Source organism: Kitasatospora sp. NPDC056327, assembly GCF_042261735.1.
In the GTDB taxonomy this organism is placed as follows: domain Bacteria; phylum Actinomycetota; class Actinomycetes; order Streptomycetales; family Streptomycetaceae; genus Kitasatospora.
This window is the reverse complement of sequence record NZ_JBHJRC010000085.1, coordinates 1-15,048: the sequence shown is the minus strand read 5'-3', so window position 1 is coordinate 15,048 and position 15,048 is coordinate 1. Positions and strand designations below refer to the sequence as shown.

The 15,048-nt window shown below is 73.6% G+C and carries 11 protein-coding genes; 5 read left to right on the top strand and 6 right to left on the bottom strand.

Annotated elements, in window-relative coordinates:
• The first annotated feature begins 122 nt into the window (after window positions 1-122).
• Both ACFCX4_RS15070 and ACFCX4_RS15065 read left to right on the top strand, forming a co-directional pair.
• Window positions 123-497 carry a hypothetical protein gene (locus tag ACFCX4_RS15070; RefSeq protein WP_376142403.1) on the top strand — a complete coding sequence of 125 codons (375 nt, stop codon included), beginning with the start codon at window positions 123-125 and terminating at the stop codon, window positions 495-497.
• Between the two features lie 65 nt (window positions 498-562).
• Entirely contained in the window at window positions 563-892 is a 330-nt protein-coding gene (locus ACFCX4_RS15065) for an ArsR/SmtB family transcription factor (RefSeq protein WP_376142401.1), read from the top strand.
• Between the two features lie 89 nt (window positions 893-981).
• Here the strand turns inward: ACFCX4_RS15065 and ACFCX4_RS15060 are convergent, their stop codons facing one another.
• Window positions 982-2,154 (bottom strand): aminotransferase class V-fold PLP-dependent enzyme, encoded by a 1,173-nt coding sequence (locus ACFCX4_RS15060; protein WP_376142399.1) that lies wholly within the window; start codon window positions 2,152-2,154, stop codon window positions 982-984.
• 107 nt (window positions 2,155-2,261) lie between these two features.
• On the opposite strand from ACFCX4_RS15060, the gene ACFCX4_RS15055 reads away from it, so the two are divergent.
• Window positions 2,262-4,343 (top strand): prolyl oligopeptidase family serine peptidase, encoded by a 2,082-nt coding sequence (locus ACFCX4_RS15055; RefSeq protein ID WP_376142397.1) that lies wholly within the window; start codon window positions 2,262-2,264, stop codon window positions 4,341-4,343.
• Window positions 4,344-4,522: 179 nt separating this feature from the next.
• Complete coding sequence (locus ACFCX4_RS15050; RefSeq protein ID WP_376142395.1) at window positions 4,523-6,898, top strand: immune inhibitor A domain-containing protein; 2,376 nt, start codon at window positions 4,523-4,525, stop codon at window positions 6,896-6,898.
• A 724-nt stretch (window positions 6,899-7,622) separates the two neighbouring features.
• On the opposite strand, the gene ACFCX4_RS15045 is transcribed toward ACFCX4_RS15050, so the two are convergent.
• The 5 genes from ACFCX4_RS15045 to ACFCX4_RS15025 are packed head-to-tail and all read right to left on the bottom strand — an operon-like array spanning window position 7,623 to window position 13,309.
• On the bottom strand, window positions 7,623-8,600 hold the full coding sequence (locus ACFCX4_RS15045) for an ABC transporter ATP-binding protein (protein WP_376142393.1): 978 nt from the start codon (window positions 8,598-8,600) through the stop codon (window positions 7,623-7,625).
• Window positions 8,597-9,598: an ABC transporter ATP-binding protein gene (locus ACFCX4_RS15040; RefSeq protein WP_376142391.1), complete on the bottom strand. Its 1,002-nt coding sequence runs from the start codon at window positions 9,596-9,598 to the stop codon at window positions 8,597-8,599. Before ACFCX4_RS15040 ends, ACFCX4_RS15045 begins: the two co-directional genes overlap by 4 nt.
• A complete protein-coding gene (locus ACFCX4_RS15035; protein ID WP_376142389.1) occupies window positions 9,598-10,584 on the bottom strand; it encodes an ABC transporter permease in 987 nt (328 codons plus the stop codon). Before ACFCX4_RS15035 ends, ACFCX4_RS15040 begins: the two co-directional genes overlap by 1 nt.
• Window positions 10,581-11,540, bottom strand: a complete 960-nt coding sequence (locus tag ACFCX4_RS15030) for an ABC transporter permease (protein WP_376142388.1) — start codon at window positions 11,538-11,540, stop codon at window positions 10,581-10,583. Before ACFCX4_RS15030 ends, ACFCX4_RS15035 begins: the two co-directional genes overlap by 4 nt.
• A gap of 14 nt (window positions 11,541-11,554) precedes the next feature.
• A complete protein-coding gene (locus tag ACFCX4_RS15025; protein ID WP_376142386.1) occupies window positions 11,555-13,309 on the bottom strand; it encodes an ABC transporter substrate-binding protein in 1,755 nt (584 codons plus the stop codon).
• Between the two features lie 303 nt (window positions 13,310-13,612).
• On the opposite strand from ACFCX4_RS15025, the gene ACFCX4_RS15020 reads away from it, so the two are divergent.
• Window positions 13,613-15,016 carry an aminopeptidase P family protein gene (locus tag ACFCX4_RS15020; RefSeq protein WP_376142419.1) on the top strand — a complete coding sequence of 468 codons (1,404 nt, stop codon included), beginning with the start codon at window positions 13,613-13,615 and terminating at the stop codon, window positions 15,014-15,016.
• Window positions 15,017-15,048 lie beyond the last annotated feature (32 nt).

Sequence of the window (15,048 nt, the reverse complement as noted above, 5' to 3'; positions counted from 1 at the left end):
AGTGATCACGGATCGACCAGCTTCGAACGACTCCGGTCATTCACGGTGACACGCCGTACAGCCTCCCTACATTCGGTGCCACATCCCGGTGACACCCACCGGACCGACGGGAGGAGCGCACGATGGCGAACCTGGAGACCTCGCTCAAGGAGGCCATGGCGATCGACGGCGCGATCGGCGTCGCCCTGGTCGACTACGGCAGCGGCATGGCGCTCGGCAGCCTCGGCGACGGCGGCGAACTGGACCTCAACGTCGCCGCCGCCGGCAACACCGACGTGGTGCGGGCCAAGATGCGCGCGATGGAGCTGCTCAACCTCCACGACAACGAGATCGAGGACATCCTGGTCAGCCTCACCAGCCAGTACCACCTGGTGCGCCCGCTGACCACGCAGAGCGGACGGGGGCTGTTCCTCTTCCTCGCCCTCCACCGCGCCCGCGCCAACCTCGCGATGGCCCGCCACCAGCTGAAGCGGATCGAGACCTCGCTGGAGATCTGACGCCCCGGGCCCGGGCCCGGCGAGGGGGCCCCGACGACCCGGGGACGGACCAGGGAGGGAACGCTGTGGCGGTCGCGCTGTACCAGGCCAAGGCCGAGTTCTTCCGGATGCTCGGCCATCCCGTCCGGATCCGGGTCCTGGAGCTGCTGCAGGCCGGACCGACGCCCGTCCGCGACCTGCTGGCGGAGCTGGAGGTCGAACCCTCCAGCCTCTCGCAGCAGCTCGCGGTACTGCGCCGGTCCGGCATCGTCACCGCCACCCGGGACGGCGGCACGGTGGTGTACGCGCTGGCCGGCGGGGACGTCGCCGACCTGCTCCGGGCGGCGCGGCGGATCCTCACCGGCCTCATCGCGGAGCAGCACGTGCTGCTCGCCGAGCTGCGCGCCGCGGACTGAGCCCCGGGGCGGCGGGGCCGCGGACCGGGCCCCGCCGATCCCGCGGCGGTCCGGGCGGCGGGGCCCGGCGGTGCTCCGCGGGACACGCCCTACCGGGCCACCAGCCCCGCCAGCCCGGCGGCCAGCACCTCGTACTCGGACGCCCGGTTGTACACCTGCGCGCAGACCCGCAGCACCCCGCCGCCGGGCCAGGGGCGCGCCACCGTGCGCACCGCGTGCCGCCGCCACATCGCGGCCATCAGCTCCTGGGCCTGCGGCAGCGTCTCGGCGACCCCGGGCGGCAGCCGCAGCGCGCGCATCGACAGACCGGCCGAGGAGGGCAGCGGCACCAGCCCGGCACGCTCGGCGACCAGTGCGGCGCCGTACCGGGCCAGCCGCTCGTTGTGCGCGCGCACCGCCGCGGGGCCGAGCCGGTCCAGCAGGTCGAGGCCGGCCGGGGCGGCCAGGTAGGGCGTGTAGTCGAGCGTGCCGCGCCACTCGACGGAGGCCGGGTAGCCCTGGTGGTCCTCCCAGGACAGGATCAGCGGGCGGATCTTGCCGGCCCGATCGGGGCGGACCGCCAGGACGCCGCTGGCGCGCGGGGCGAAGGCCCACTTGTGCAGGTTGCCGAACCAGAAGTCGGCCTCCGGCGGCACCGGTCCCGCCAGCATCCCGGGCTCGTGCGCGGCGTCGACCACGGTGGTGACGCCGCGCTCGCGCAGCGCCCGCAACAGCCCGGGGGCCGCGACCCGGCGGGCGGTCGGCGAGGTGATGCCGTCCAGCACCGCGAGCTCCGTGCGGTCGGTGACGGCGGCCAGCACGGCCTCGCGCACGGCGTCCTCGTCGGGCAGGTCCAGCGGCAGCCGCACCGTGCGAAGTTCGGCGCCGGCGTCCTCGGCGCGCCGCCGCACGGCGTCGGTCACCGTGCCGTAGCCGTGGTCGGTGACCAGCACCTGGGCGCCGGCGGCGAGCGGGACGTTGGCCAGGGTGACCGCGATCGCGTCGGTGACGTTGGGCACCAGGGCGAGCAGCTCCGGCGCGGTGCCCAGGGCGCCGGCGATCCGGGCCCGGGCGGCGGCGACCCGCCCGGGCAGGTCGGCGAAGAAGCCGTCGGGGTCGGCCTCCTGCTCCTCGTGCAGCCGCCGCTGGACCTGCTGGACGGGCACGGGGACGGCACCGAAGGAGCCGTGGTTGAGGTGGAGGACCGCCGGGTCCAGCGTGAACAGGCGGTCGGTGCCGGCCAGTGGCTCGGGCGGCTCGACGGGCGGCGGGGCCTGGGTCATGCGTCTCCTCCTGGGTTCGGGGTCATGTTACCTGGATCACGTGATGTGTGACATTTCACATGTCGCGCCACTGGTCGGAGAGGCCGTCCCGCGGCGACCATCGGGCAGTGACCATCACCGACCCCTACCTCTCCCTCAGCGCCCGGACCGGCCGTTTCGTCTTCGGCGCCCCGCGGGCGATCTCGCTCGACCAGGACGGTACCCGCCTGCTGCTGCTGCGCTCCAGCGGCCCCGAGGACCGGTTCGACCGGCTCCACCTCGTCGACCTCACCACCGGCGAGGAGCGCGAGGTCGCCGACCCCACCGTGCTCGCCCCCGGCCGCGGCGGCGCCACCGCCGACCTGCCCGCCGTCGAACGCCGGCTGCGCGAGCGCACCCGGCTGACCGCCGCCGGCATCGGCACCTTCGCCGCCACCGCCGACCTGGCCGTCGCCGTCTTCGCGCTGGACGGCCGGGTGTTCCGCACCGAGACCGCGACCGGCCGGACCACCGAGCTGCCCACCGCAGGCCCCGCCTTCGACCCCCGCCCGGACGCCACCGGCGAGCGCGTCGCCTACGTCGCGGGCGACGCCCTGTACGTCACCGGCGCCGAGAGCGCCCCCGGCACCCTTCGGCTCAGCCCGGACGACGGCGCCCGCTGGGGCGTCGCCGAGTTCGCCGCCGCCGAGGAGCTGGGCCGCGCCCGGGGCCACTGGTGGCGCCCGGACGGCGGCGCCGTGCTCGCCGCCCGGGTGGACGAGTCGGCCCTCCCGCCGCGCCACTTCGCCGACCCGGCCCACCCCGAGCGGACCCCCGAGCGCTTCGCCTACCCGCAGGCCGGCGGACCCAACGCCGACGTCCGGCTCTGGGTGCTCGGCCTGGACGGCACCCGGACCGGGCTCGGCTGGGACACCGTGGCCTTCCCCTACCTCTGCGACGCCCGGTGGTCGGGCGACGACGAGCTGCTGCTCACCGTCGCCGACCGGCTGCAGCAGAACGTCCTGCTGCTGAGCGCCGACCCGGGCACCGGCGCGACCACCGAACTCTCCCGCACCACCGACGCGTTCTGGGTCGACGACCTGCCCGGCACGCCCGACCGGCTGGACGACGGCCGACTGCTCACCGTCCTGGACACCCCGGAGGCCCGCGGCCTGGCCCTGGACGGCAAGCCGCTGGACACCACCGGGCTGCAGATCCGCCGCGTCGTCGGCCGGCTGCGCGGCCGGCTGCTCTGCGAGACCGGCGAGGGCGACCCGTTCGACCAGCACGTCCACCTGGTCGATCCGGACGGCGGCGCCCCCGAGCGCCTCTCCGAGGGCCCAGGTCTGCACAGCGCGCTGGCCGCCGGCGACACCCTGCTGCTCGTCTCGGCCGGCCCGGACGGCGTCCGCCGCGAGGCCCGCACCGCACGGGGCACCGTGGCCCTGACGGACCTCTCGGCCGCCCTGCCGCACCGGGTCGAGCCGCTGCTGGCCCGGGTCACCGGGCGCGCCCTGCCCAGCGCCGTGGTCTACCCCCGCGACCACGTTCCCGGCCGCCGGCTGCCCGTGCTGCTCGACGTCTACGGCGGACCCGGCTACCAGGCGGTGGCCAACGAGCCGCGCCGCTGGCTGTTCAAGCAGTGGTGGGCCGACCAGGGCTTCGCGGTGGTCACCGTCGACAACGGCGGCACCCCGTTCGTCTCCCCCGCCTTCAGCCGGACCATCTTCCGCCGCTTCTCGCAGGTCGCCCTCGACGACCAGGTGGACGCGCTGCGGGCGATCGGCGCGGCCCACCCCGACCTCGACCTCGGCAGGGTCGGCGTGCGCGGCTGGTCGTACGGCGGCTACTTCGCGGCCCTGGCGGTGCTGCGCCGCCCGGACGTCTTCCACGCGGCCTGCGCGGGCGCCCCGCCCACCGACTTCCGGCTGTACGACACCGCGTACACCGAGCGGTACCTGGACCTGCCGCAGCAGAACCCGGGCGGCTACGCGGCCGACTGCCTGCTGGACGACGCGCCGGCGCTGAGCCGCCCGCTGCTGCTGATCCACGGCCTGGCCGACGACAACGTGCACCCCTCGCACACCCTGCTGCTCTCCCAGGCGCTCACCCGGGCCGGCCGCCCGCACAGCCTGCTGGCCCTGCCCGGGGTCACCCACATGACGCCCGGCGGCGTCAACGAGCAGCTGGCGCTGGCCGAACTCGCCTTCCTGCGGGCCTCCCTGGGCTGAGCCCGACACGGGCCCACCGGCGTTTCCGCACCGGCGAAGTGCCGCACCGTCACCACCGGACCGTGCGGCACTTCCGCGTTCCCGGGAGGAGCATCGCCCCGGATCTTCCATGTGACCCATGACATGTGAAATATTACCTGCGCTCACCAGACCACCCCCGTCCGGAAAGGACCGGTCAGTTGCGCAGACTGTCCGCGGCACTCGCGGCCGCGCTCACCACGGGCGCGATAGCGGCCACGCTCCTCGGGTCCCCCGCCCAGGCCGCTCCCCCCGCCACCGAATCCACCGTCACCGCCGGGAGCGGCGCCGGAGCCGAGGCCGGCGGCCTGGAGGCCCCGCCGGCCCCGCTCGCCCCGCAGGAGCGCGAGCGCCAGTCGCTGCGCACCAAGGCACTGGAGCAGCTCAACAAGGGCACCACCGCCAAGGCCGCCGGCCGCCGGGCCCCCTCGAAGGTGCGGATCGGCAACGACTACGTCCAGCTCGCCCAGCAGCGCAAGGACAAGGTCTTCGTCATCCTCGCCCAGTTCGGCGACCAGGTCGACACCACCACGCTGCACAACGGCCAGCCGCGCTACGGCGGCACCCCGGGCCCGCTGCACAACACCATCCCGAAGCCCGGGAAGAGCGACAACCACACGCTCTGGAACCAGGACTTCAGCCGGCAGTACTACCAGAAGATGTTCTTCGACGACGCGCCCGGCGCGGTCTCGATGCGCAACTACTACCGCACCCAGTCCTCCGGCCGGTACGACATCGAGGGCACCGTCAGCGACTGGGTCACCCTGCCGTGGAACGAGGCCCGCTACGGCTCCAACAAGGGCCCGCAGGGGTCCGGTGCCTGGACCCAGGGCCAGGAGTTCATCCGCGACGCCGTCAAGGCCTGGTACGACGGCCAGCTCGCCCGGGGCCGCTCGGCCGCCGACGTCAGGGCCGAGCTGGCCCAGTACGACGTCCACGACCGCTACGACCACGACAAGGACGGCGAGTTCGCCCAGCCCGACGGCTACCTCGACAACGTCGTCGTCGTGCACGCGGGCGTCGACGAGACGTGGGGCGGCGGCGCGCAGGGCGCCGACGCCCTGTGGGCGCACCGCAGCTGGACCTTCCCCGACCCGACCGGACAGACCGGGCCCGAGGGCAACCGGATCGGCGGCGCCCCGGTCGGCGACACCGGTCTGTACGTCTACGACTACGTCCAGGCCGGCGAGAACAGCGGCGTGGGACTGTTCGCCCACGAGTTCGGCCACAACCTCGGCCTGCCCGACCTCTACAGCACCACCGGCGGCGACAACAGCGTCAACTTCTGGTCGCTGATGTCCTCCGGCTCGTACCTGGGCAAGGGAAGGAACACCACCGGCGCCTACCCCGCCGACCTCGACGCCTGGAGCAAGCTGCAGTTCGGCTGGCTCGACTACGACGAGGCGCAGGCCGCCACCCGCTCCAGCCACGCCCTCGGCGTCAGCGGCTACAACACCGACCAGGCGCAGGCCGTCCTGGTCCACCTGCCCGACGGCACCACCAGCACCGACCTCGCCGACCCCCGCGAGGGCGCGAAGCACTGGTGGAGCGGGACCGGCGACAACCTGGACAACGCGCTGACCCGCCGCGTCGACCTCACCGGCGTCTCCGGCCCGGCCGCCCTCGACGCGGCACTCTGGTACGACATCGAGCAGGACTACGACTTCCTGACCGTCGAGGCCTCCACCGACGGCGGCCGGAGCTGGACGGCCCTGCCCGGCACCGTGGACGGCGCCCCGATCGGCAGCACCAGCGCCGGCGTCCCCGGCCTGAGCGGGACTTCGGGCACCTACCGGCAACTGCACATCCCGCTGGACGGCTACGCGGGCAGGAGTGCCGAGCTGCGCTTCCACGTCACCTCGGACGGCAACACCCACGGCAGGGGCGTGCTGGCCGACGCCGTGCGGATCACCGCCGGCGGCACCGAGCTGTTCGCCGACGGCGCCGAGAACGGTGCCAACGGCTGGACCGCCACCGGCTTCACCGTCGTCACCGGCCGCACCGCCGTCGAGCAGCACCCGCGCGCCTACCTGGTGGAGAACCGCCGCTACACCGGCTACGGCGAGTTCCTGCGGACGGGCCCGTACAACTTCGGCCACACCGGGGTCGAGGGCAGGAAGGACATCGTCGACAACTACCCGTACCAGGAGGGCGTGCTCGTCTGGCTCTGGGACACCGGCTACGGGGACAACAACACCAAGGACCACCCCGGCGGCGGCCTGATCCTGCCGGTGGACGCCCGTCCGGCGCCGATCCGGTTCGCCGACGGCACCCTGGTCAACGGGCGCGCCCAGACCTACGACGCGACCTTCTCGCTGAAGCCGACCACCGCGTTCACCCTGCACAAGGCGGGTGTGCCGGTCCGGATCGGCTCGAAGCCGGCCGTCCCGGTGTTCGACGACCGCACCGGCGTCTACAGCGACCCGGCCACCCCGATGCTCGGGGTGAAGGTCCCGGACACCAACACCAGGATCGAGGTGGTCCGCGAGTCCCAGGGCGGACGGATCACCACCGTCCGGGTGGGTCCCGCCTCCTGACGGCCCGCCCCCTCCCGCCCCCGGTGTCCTGAGCACCGGGCTCCCGTGGAAGACAGGTACCACGGACCGACCGCCCCGGCCCTCCCCCTGCGGAGGACCGGGGCGGTCGCGGTTTCGGGCCCGGTGGCCGCCGGCCGGCCCGACGCGGGACCCACGGCAGACCCGCCGACCCGCCGACCGGCCCCGCCCCGCCCCTCCACCCGGCCGTTCGGGCGCAGCATCGCCGGCCGCGGGCAGGACACCGGACGGGCGGGGCACCGGACGGCCGGGGCACCGGACGGCCGGGGCCGGCGGCGGAGCCCGCTCAGCCGGCCGCTGCGGGACCGGGCACCCCGGGTCCACCCGGCCGCCCGGCCGCCATGGCCCCCGCCCTCCGGCCCGCCCCCGGCGGCAGTGCCCGGAAACGCCGAACGGGCCCGCCCGAACCGACGACCCAGGTCGGTTCCGGCGGGCCCGGCGCACCCGGCCGTTGGACGGCCGGGTGGACCCGGTCGGGCGCGGCCCTCGTCAAAGGCTCCCCGCCGCGCCCGACCGGGCGTTTGGGTGCGCGAGGAGGACTCCCTCCCCGCGGGTGTGGGTGCCGTACCGTCCGCCGTGGGGGTGGTCGGACGGTACGGCGGTCCAGCCGCGGCCGCGGGCACACCAAATAACGGGCGCCCGCGGCCGCGAGGCCGCGGCCCGGGACGGATCCCGGGCTCCCGGAGCGGTCCCCCGGGTTCCCGGCTCAGTTCTCCGGGAAGTGGCAGGCCGCCTCGCGGCCGCCCGGCCCGGCGATCCGCAGCAGCGGCCGCTCGGTCCGGCAGATCTCCTGGGCCTTCGGGCAGCGCGGGTGGAAGCTGCACCCGGGCGGCGGCGCGGCCGGGCTCGGCGGGTCGCCGAGCAGCACGATCCGCTCGCGCTCCCGTTCCGCCACCGGGTCCGGCAGCGGCACCGCGGAGAGCAGCGCTCTGGTGTACGGGTGCGCCGGGTTGCCGTAGACCTGGTGCTTGTCGCCGATCTCGACGATCCGCCCGAGGTACATCACCGCGACCCGGTCGCAGACCCGCTTGACCACCGAGAGGTCGTGCGCGATGAAGATGTACGCCAGCCCCAGCTCGTCCTGGAGCCGCTCCATCAGGTTGACCACCTGGGCCTGGATGGAGACGTCCAGCGCGGAGACCGGCTCGTCCGCGACCACCAGCCGGGGCGAGGTGGCCAGCGAGCGGGCGATCCCGATGCGCTGGGCCTGGCCGCCGGAGAACTCGTGCGGGTAGCGGTCCAGGTGCTCGGGGATGAGACCGACCAGCTCCATCAGGTCGGCGGCCCGCTTGCGGGCGTCGGCCGCGCCGGTGCCCTGGACCAGCAGGGGCTCGGAGATGATCCGGGCCACCGTCTGCCGGGGGTTGAGCGAGGAGTACGGGTCCTGGAACACCATCTGCAGGTGTCTGCGGTGGGGGCGCAGCCGCGCCTGGTCGAGTCCGCCGATCTCGGTGCCGTCGAAGGTGACGGTGCCCGAGGTGGGGTCGATCAGCCGTACGACCATGCGTCCGGTGGTGGACTTGCCGCAGCCGGACTCGCCGACCAGGCCGAGCGTCTCGCCGGCGCCGACGTCGAAGCTCACCCCGTCCACCGCCCGGATCGGGGCTCCCGCCGTGCCGGTGCGCGAGCGCCGGCCGGGGAACGTCTTCACCAGGTCCCGTACGGACAGCAGGGGCTCGGTCATCCCAGGGCTCCTTCCGGCACCAGCGGCAGGTGGCAGGCGGCCCGGTGGCCGGGGACGAGCGGGCCGAAGCCGGGCCGCTCGGACAGGCAGCGGGCGTGTTCCTCGGCGGTGGCGGCGGTGGTGCGGGCGCAGCGCGGGGCGAAGGAACAGCCGGGGGCGGGGGCGATCAGCGACGGCGGGCTGCCGGGGATGGCCCGCAGCGGGGCGTCGTCGGTGTCGTCGAGGCGGGGCAGCGAGTCGAGCAGCCCGCGGGTGTAGGGGTGCGCGGGCGCGGCGAACAGCCGGTCCGCGGAGGCCTGTTCGGTGGCGCGTCCGCCGTACATGACGAGCACCTCGTGGGCGACCCGGGCGACCACGCCGAGGTCGTGGGTGATCATCACGACACCGAGGCCGCGGTCCTGCTGGATCCGGGCGATCAGGTCGAGGATCTGGGCCTGGACGGTGACGTCGAGCGCGGTGGTCGGCTCGTCGGCGATCAGCAGTTCGGGTTCGCAGGCGAGCCCCATCGCGATCATCACGCGCTGGCGCATGCCGCCGGAGAACTGGTGCGGGTACTCGTCGACCCGGCGGGCCGGCTCCGGGATGCCCACCTCGGCGAGCATCTCGACGGCACGCCGCCGGCCGGCCTTGCGGGAGGCCTTGAAGTGCACCCGGTAGTGCTCGGCGATCTGCTCGCCGACCGGGTAGAAGGGGTGCAGGCTGGACAGCGGGTCCTGGAAGATCATGGCGATCCGCCGGCCCCGGACGGCGCCGAGCTCCTTCTCGCCGAGCCCGTTGAGCTCCCGGCCGTCGAGCCGGATCGAGCCGGTGACGGTGGCGCCGCGGTGCAGGCCCATGACGGCGAGCGAGGTGACGGACTTGCCGCTGCCGGACTCGCCGACCAGGCCGAGGGTCCTCCCGGCCTCGACGGTGAAGCCGATGCCGTCGACGGCGCGGACGGTGCCGCGCGGGGTGTCGAAGGAGACCCTGAGGTCCTCGACCTCCAACAGCGGGGTCATCAGTACCTCACTCTCGGGTCGACGTACGCGTAGAGCACGTCGACCAGCAGGTTCGCGACGACGATGAAGAAGGCCGCGAGCAGGGTGACACCGAGGATGACGGGCTGGTCGGAACGGCTCAGACCGTCGTAGAACAGCCGGCCGATGCCGGGCAGTCCGAAGATCGACTCGGTGATGACCGCGCCGGCCAGCAGGCCGCCGAGGTCCATGCCGAAGATGGTGAGGATCGGCGTCATGCCCGAGCGCAGGCCGTGCTTGACGGTGACGGTGCGGGCCGGCAGCCCCTTCGCCCGGGCGGTGCGGATGTACGGTTCGGCCATCGCCTCGATCATCGAGGAGCGGCTCTGCCGGGCGTACTGGGCCGCGTAGAGCAGCGCCAGGGCCAGCCAGGGCAGCAGCAGGTTGGAGGCCCACGCGACCGGGTTCTCGGTGAACTTGTGGTACGCCGGGTAGGGCAGCAGACCGGCGCTGCGCACGATGCCCCAGATCAGCATGATCGAGGTGAAGTACACCGGCAGCGAGGCGGCGCCGACCGAGAAGACGGTCAGGACCCGGTCGGTGACGGTGCCCTTGCGCAGCGCCGAGGTGACGCCGGCGCCGAGGCCGATCAGCAGCCAGAGCACGGCCGCGCCGATGGCCAGCGAGACGGACACCGGCAGGCGGTCGATCAGGAGGTCCCAGACCGGCAGCGAGTACTCGTAGGAGTAGCCGAGGCAGGGGAAGCCGCAGTGGGTGGCGGTGGGGCCGCTGCCGTAGTCGCGACCGGCGAAGATGCTGGTGAGGTAGGAGGCGAACTGCTCCCAGACCGGCCTGTCCAGGCCCATCGCGATCTTGACCTCGGCCAGCCGCTCGGGGCTGCAGGTCTTGCCGCAGGCGGCCGCGGCGGGGTCGTTGGGCAGCAGGTAGAAGATGGTGAAGGTGATGGCGCAGATGGCCAGCAGGATGCCGGCCATGCCGAGCAGCCGGCGGCCGAGGTAGAGGATCACGACCGTCCTCCCTTCGGGTCGAGGATGTCGCGCAGCGCGTCACCGAGCAGGGTGAAGGCGAGCACGGCGACGAAGAGGAAGGCCGTCGGGATCAGGAAGTACGTCGGGTCGGTCTCGTAGAAGACGATCGACTCGGCGATCATCTGCCCCCAGGAGGGGGTCGGCGGCCGCACGCCCACGCCGAGGTAGGAGAGCGCGGCCTCGGTGGCGATCATGCCGGGGATCAGCAGGGTGGTGTAGGCGATGATCGGGCCGGAGACGTTGGGCAGGATCTCGCGGGTGAGGATGCGCCAGGAGCGGGCGCCGCCGACCTTGGCGGCCTCCACGTACTCCCGGTGCTTGAGCGAGAGCGTCTGGCCCCGGACCACGCGGGCCACGCCGGGCCAGCCGAACACGCCGATCACCGTGGTCATCAACAGGATCCGGTTGACGTCCTTGGCCACCGACATCATCGCGATCATGAAGATCAGTGAGGGGAAGGACATCGTGAGGTCCATCAGCCGTGACAGCGCGCTGTCGACCCGACCGCCGAAGTAGCCGGCCGCGATGCCGGCCATGGTGCCGGCGATCACGACGATGGCGGTGGCGACGAAGGCGATCAGCAGGGAGACCTGGCCGCCGTGCAGGACCCGGGCGAACAGGTCGCGGCCGGTGAGCGGCTCGACGCCGAACCAGTGCCGGGCGCTGATGCCGCCGAAGTCGCCCTTGGGCAGGCCGCCCAGGTAGGAGTCGATGGAGCGCTTGTCGAACTCCTCGGCGTTCCAGCCGCCGAGCGCGCTCAGCGGTCCGGCCAGCACGGCCAGCAGGAGGAGGAAGGCGACCATGATCAGGCCGAACCGGGCGGAACCCCTGGCCCACAACTGGTCCCGGACCAGTCGCCAGGGTCCGCGTCCGGAGGGCCTCGCGGGGCCCGCCGCCGCGACGGGCGCGGCGGCGGGCTCGGTGGAGGTGCTCATGTCCGGACGGCCCCTCAGCCCTGGCTCTTGGCGGGGTCCTTGAGGCCGACGGCGGCCAGGTCGAGCATGCCGGCGTAGCCCGCGGCGCCGAAGGCGCCGGCCACGTTGGTGCCGACCAGCAGCGGGCGGCGCTGCCACAGCAGCGGGACGGCCGGGGCCTTCTTCAGCAGCTCCTCGTCCAGCTTCTTCCAGGCCTCGTTGGCCTCCTTGACGTCCGTCAGGGCCATGATGCGGTCCATCTCGTCCATCGTCGCCCGGTCGCGGAACTGGCTCCAGTTGCCCTGGTTGCCCTTCTCCTTGATGGTGCGGCCGTCGAAGAGGAAGGGCAGGAAGGTGGAGCCGGACGCGTAGTCGGGGCACCAGCCGTTGAGGGTCATCTCCGGCGCGTTCCCGGAGTCGCCGAGGGTGTCCGAGTACGCCGACGGGTCGACGGTGTTGACGGTCACCTGGACACCGGCCTTGGACAACGACTGCTGGATCGCCTCGGCGCGGGTCTTGTCGCCGAGCGAGACGGTGAGCGAGACCTTGAGGTCGGTCTTGCCGGCCTCCTTGAGCAGCGCCCTGGCCTTCTCCGGGTCGCCGGCGGCCGGGATCTTCAGCGGGTCGGACTTGACGCCGCCGGTCATCGACGGGGGCAGGTAGGTGGTGGCGATGTCGGTGAGCGCCGGGCCGCCGAACGCGGTGACCTGGGCCTCGCGGTCGACCGCCCACATCATCGCCTCGCGGGCCTTCGGGTCGTCGAACGGCGCCCTTGAGGTGTTCAGGTAGAGGCTGTCGGTGCAGCCGGTGCGCTCGGCGACCATCCGGGACTTGACGTCCGGCTTGGGCAGCACCTTGGAGACCGACTCGGGGCGCATCCACGGCATCTCGATGGTGCTGGCGTCCGCGCCGTCGCTGGCGATGATGCGGTCGTCGGCCTGGCCTCCCTTGAGGCCCTGGGTCACCACGATCCTGTCCGGGTAGGCCTTGCGGACGGTGTCCGTGGCCTGGTCCCAGTTCGTGTTGCGGACCAGCACCAGCTGCTTGCCGCGGTCGTAGGTCTCGATCTTGTACGGGCCGGAGGAGAACACCCGCATGTCGTACTGGGTGCCCTTCTCCTGGGACTGCGGCACCGGGGCGAAGGTGGGCATCGCCGCGGTGTAGGAGAACTCGGCGACCGGGCGCTTCAGACGGAAGACGATCGTCCTGTCGTCCGGCGTCTCGATGCTGGGCAGGTGCTCGCCGTTCAGCGGGCCCTTGTAGTTCTCACCGCCGGCCAGGTACTGGGCGGCGTAGTCGGGGCCGCCGGTGAGGTCCGGGGAGAACGAGCGCTCGACGTTGTACTTGACGTCGGCCGACCTGATCGGGGTGCCGTCCTCGTACTTGAGGCCGTCCTTCAGGGTGAAGGTCCAGGTCTTGCCGCCGTCGGAGGGCCGGCCCACGTCGGTGGCGAGGTCCGGGACGATCTCGTTGCCGGCGTCGCCGGGCGCGGACTTGAAGGTCACCAGGGTGCGGTAGAGCAGCCGGGTGCCGAAGTCCATGGTCGGGAGCACCCAGTTGCGGGCCGGGTCGAGGTGGGCGAAGTCCTGGTTGGTCAGCACGGTGAGGGTGCCGCCCTTGACCGGCGTACCGCCCACGACGGCGCCGGCTTCGGCGCCCGGGGCCCGGGTGGAGGCCGCGTTGCTCTCGCCGGAACTGTCGTCCTTGTCCTTGTCACCGCAGGCCGCGAGGCCGAGGGAGAGTGCCGCCGCGATGGCCGCCGCGATGGCGGTCTGGGTACGCCTGTTCATATCTGACTCCGCAGTGGGGGGCCCGCCGTGAAGGCCCGTCGTCCGCCCCGGGGGTGGATCCGGGACCTGCCGCGGAGGGCGACCTCATGGGGTCTAGCCGCTCCGCGGTGTGACCCGTAACATAGTAATGTGAAATTGCACTGCACAAGAGGTGGCGCCACCCGTTACCGACCTGTGTCCGTGCCACCCCCCACCTCCCCAGATTCCGCACCACCCGCTTAGGAGCACCCGGTGACCCTCCGTCAGACCGGCCTCAACACCGGAAGCCACGACCTCCCCGTCTCCCCCGCGCTCAACGCCTTCATGGGCACCTCCTGGGCCGCCACCCCGCTTCCCGCCGACGACCGCGTCCCCGGCCACGCCGTCACCCCCGGCCGCCGCGCCCGGCTCTCGGCCGCCTTCCCCGGCGAGCGCCTGGTCGTCCCGGCCGGCCGGCTGAAGGTCCGCAGCAACGACGTGGACTTCCGCTTCCGCCCGCACAGCGCCTACGCCTGGCTCACCGGTCTCACCGGGGAGGACCAGGTCGGCCACGTCCTCGTCCTGGAGCCGGCCGGCACCGACGGCCACGAGCCCGTCCTCTACCTGCGCCCCCGCTCGCCGCGCGGCGGGGACCCGGTGCGCGGCGCCGAGTTCTTCCGCGACCGCCGCTACGGCGAGTTCTGGGTCGGCCGCCGCCCCGACCTCCACGAGGCCGCCCGGCTCACCGGCGTCCGCGTCGAGCACCTCGACGAGCTGGACAAGCTGCTCACCGGCCCGCAGCCCGCCACCCGCGTGCTGGCCGGCGTCGACCCCGAGCTCGACGCCGCCACCGGCCGCCCCGGCGCACCCGCGCTCGCCGAGGCCGACGGCCTGTTCGCCGCCGTCCTGTCCGAGCTGCGGCTGGTCAAGGACGCCTGGGAGGTCGAGCAGCTCCAGCTCTCCGTCGACCACACCGTGCTCGGCTTCGAGGACGTCGTCCGCGCCCTGCCCGCCGCCCTGCGCCACCACCGCGGCGAGCGCTGGATCGAGGGGGTGTTCAACCTGCGCGCCCGCGCCGAGGGCAACGGCATCGGCTACGAGACCATCGCCGCCTCCGGTGCCCACGCCTGCGTCCTGCACTGGATCCGCAACGACGGCGCCCTGGACCCCGGTGCCCTGCTGCTGTTCGACGCCGGTGTGGAGACCGACACCCTCTACACCGCCGACATCACCCGGACCATCCCGCTCGGCGGCACCTTCAACCCCGTCCAGCGGCAGGCCTACGAGCTCGTCCTCGCCGCCCAGCAGGCCGGCATCGACGCGCTGCGCCCCGGCGCCCGCTTCCGCGACTTCCACGCCGCGGCCGCCCGGGTCATCGCCGAGGGCCTCGCCGACTGGGGCGTCCTGCCGGTGTCCGCCGAGGAGGCGCTCGCCGAGGACAGCGGCGTCTACCGCCGCTACACCCTGTGCGGCACCGGCCACATGCTCGGCCTGGACGTCCACGACTGTGCCCGGGCCCGGGCCGAGACGTACCTGGACGGCGTCCTGGAGGAGGGCCACGTGCTCACCGTCGAGCCCGGCCTCTACCTCCAGCCCGACGACGAGACGCTGCCCGCCGAACTGCGCGGCCTCGGCATCCGGATCGAGGACGACCTGGTCGTCACCGCCGACGGCGCGCGGCTGATGTCCGGCGCGCTGCCCCGCACGGTGCCGGACATCGAGTCCTGGATGGCCGGACTGCTCGGCTGAGCACCGCCGCCCGCCGCGGCCGCCGGGTTCAC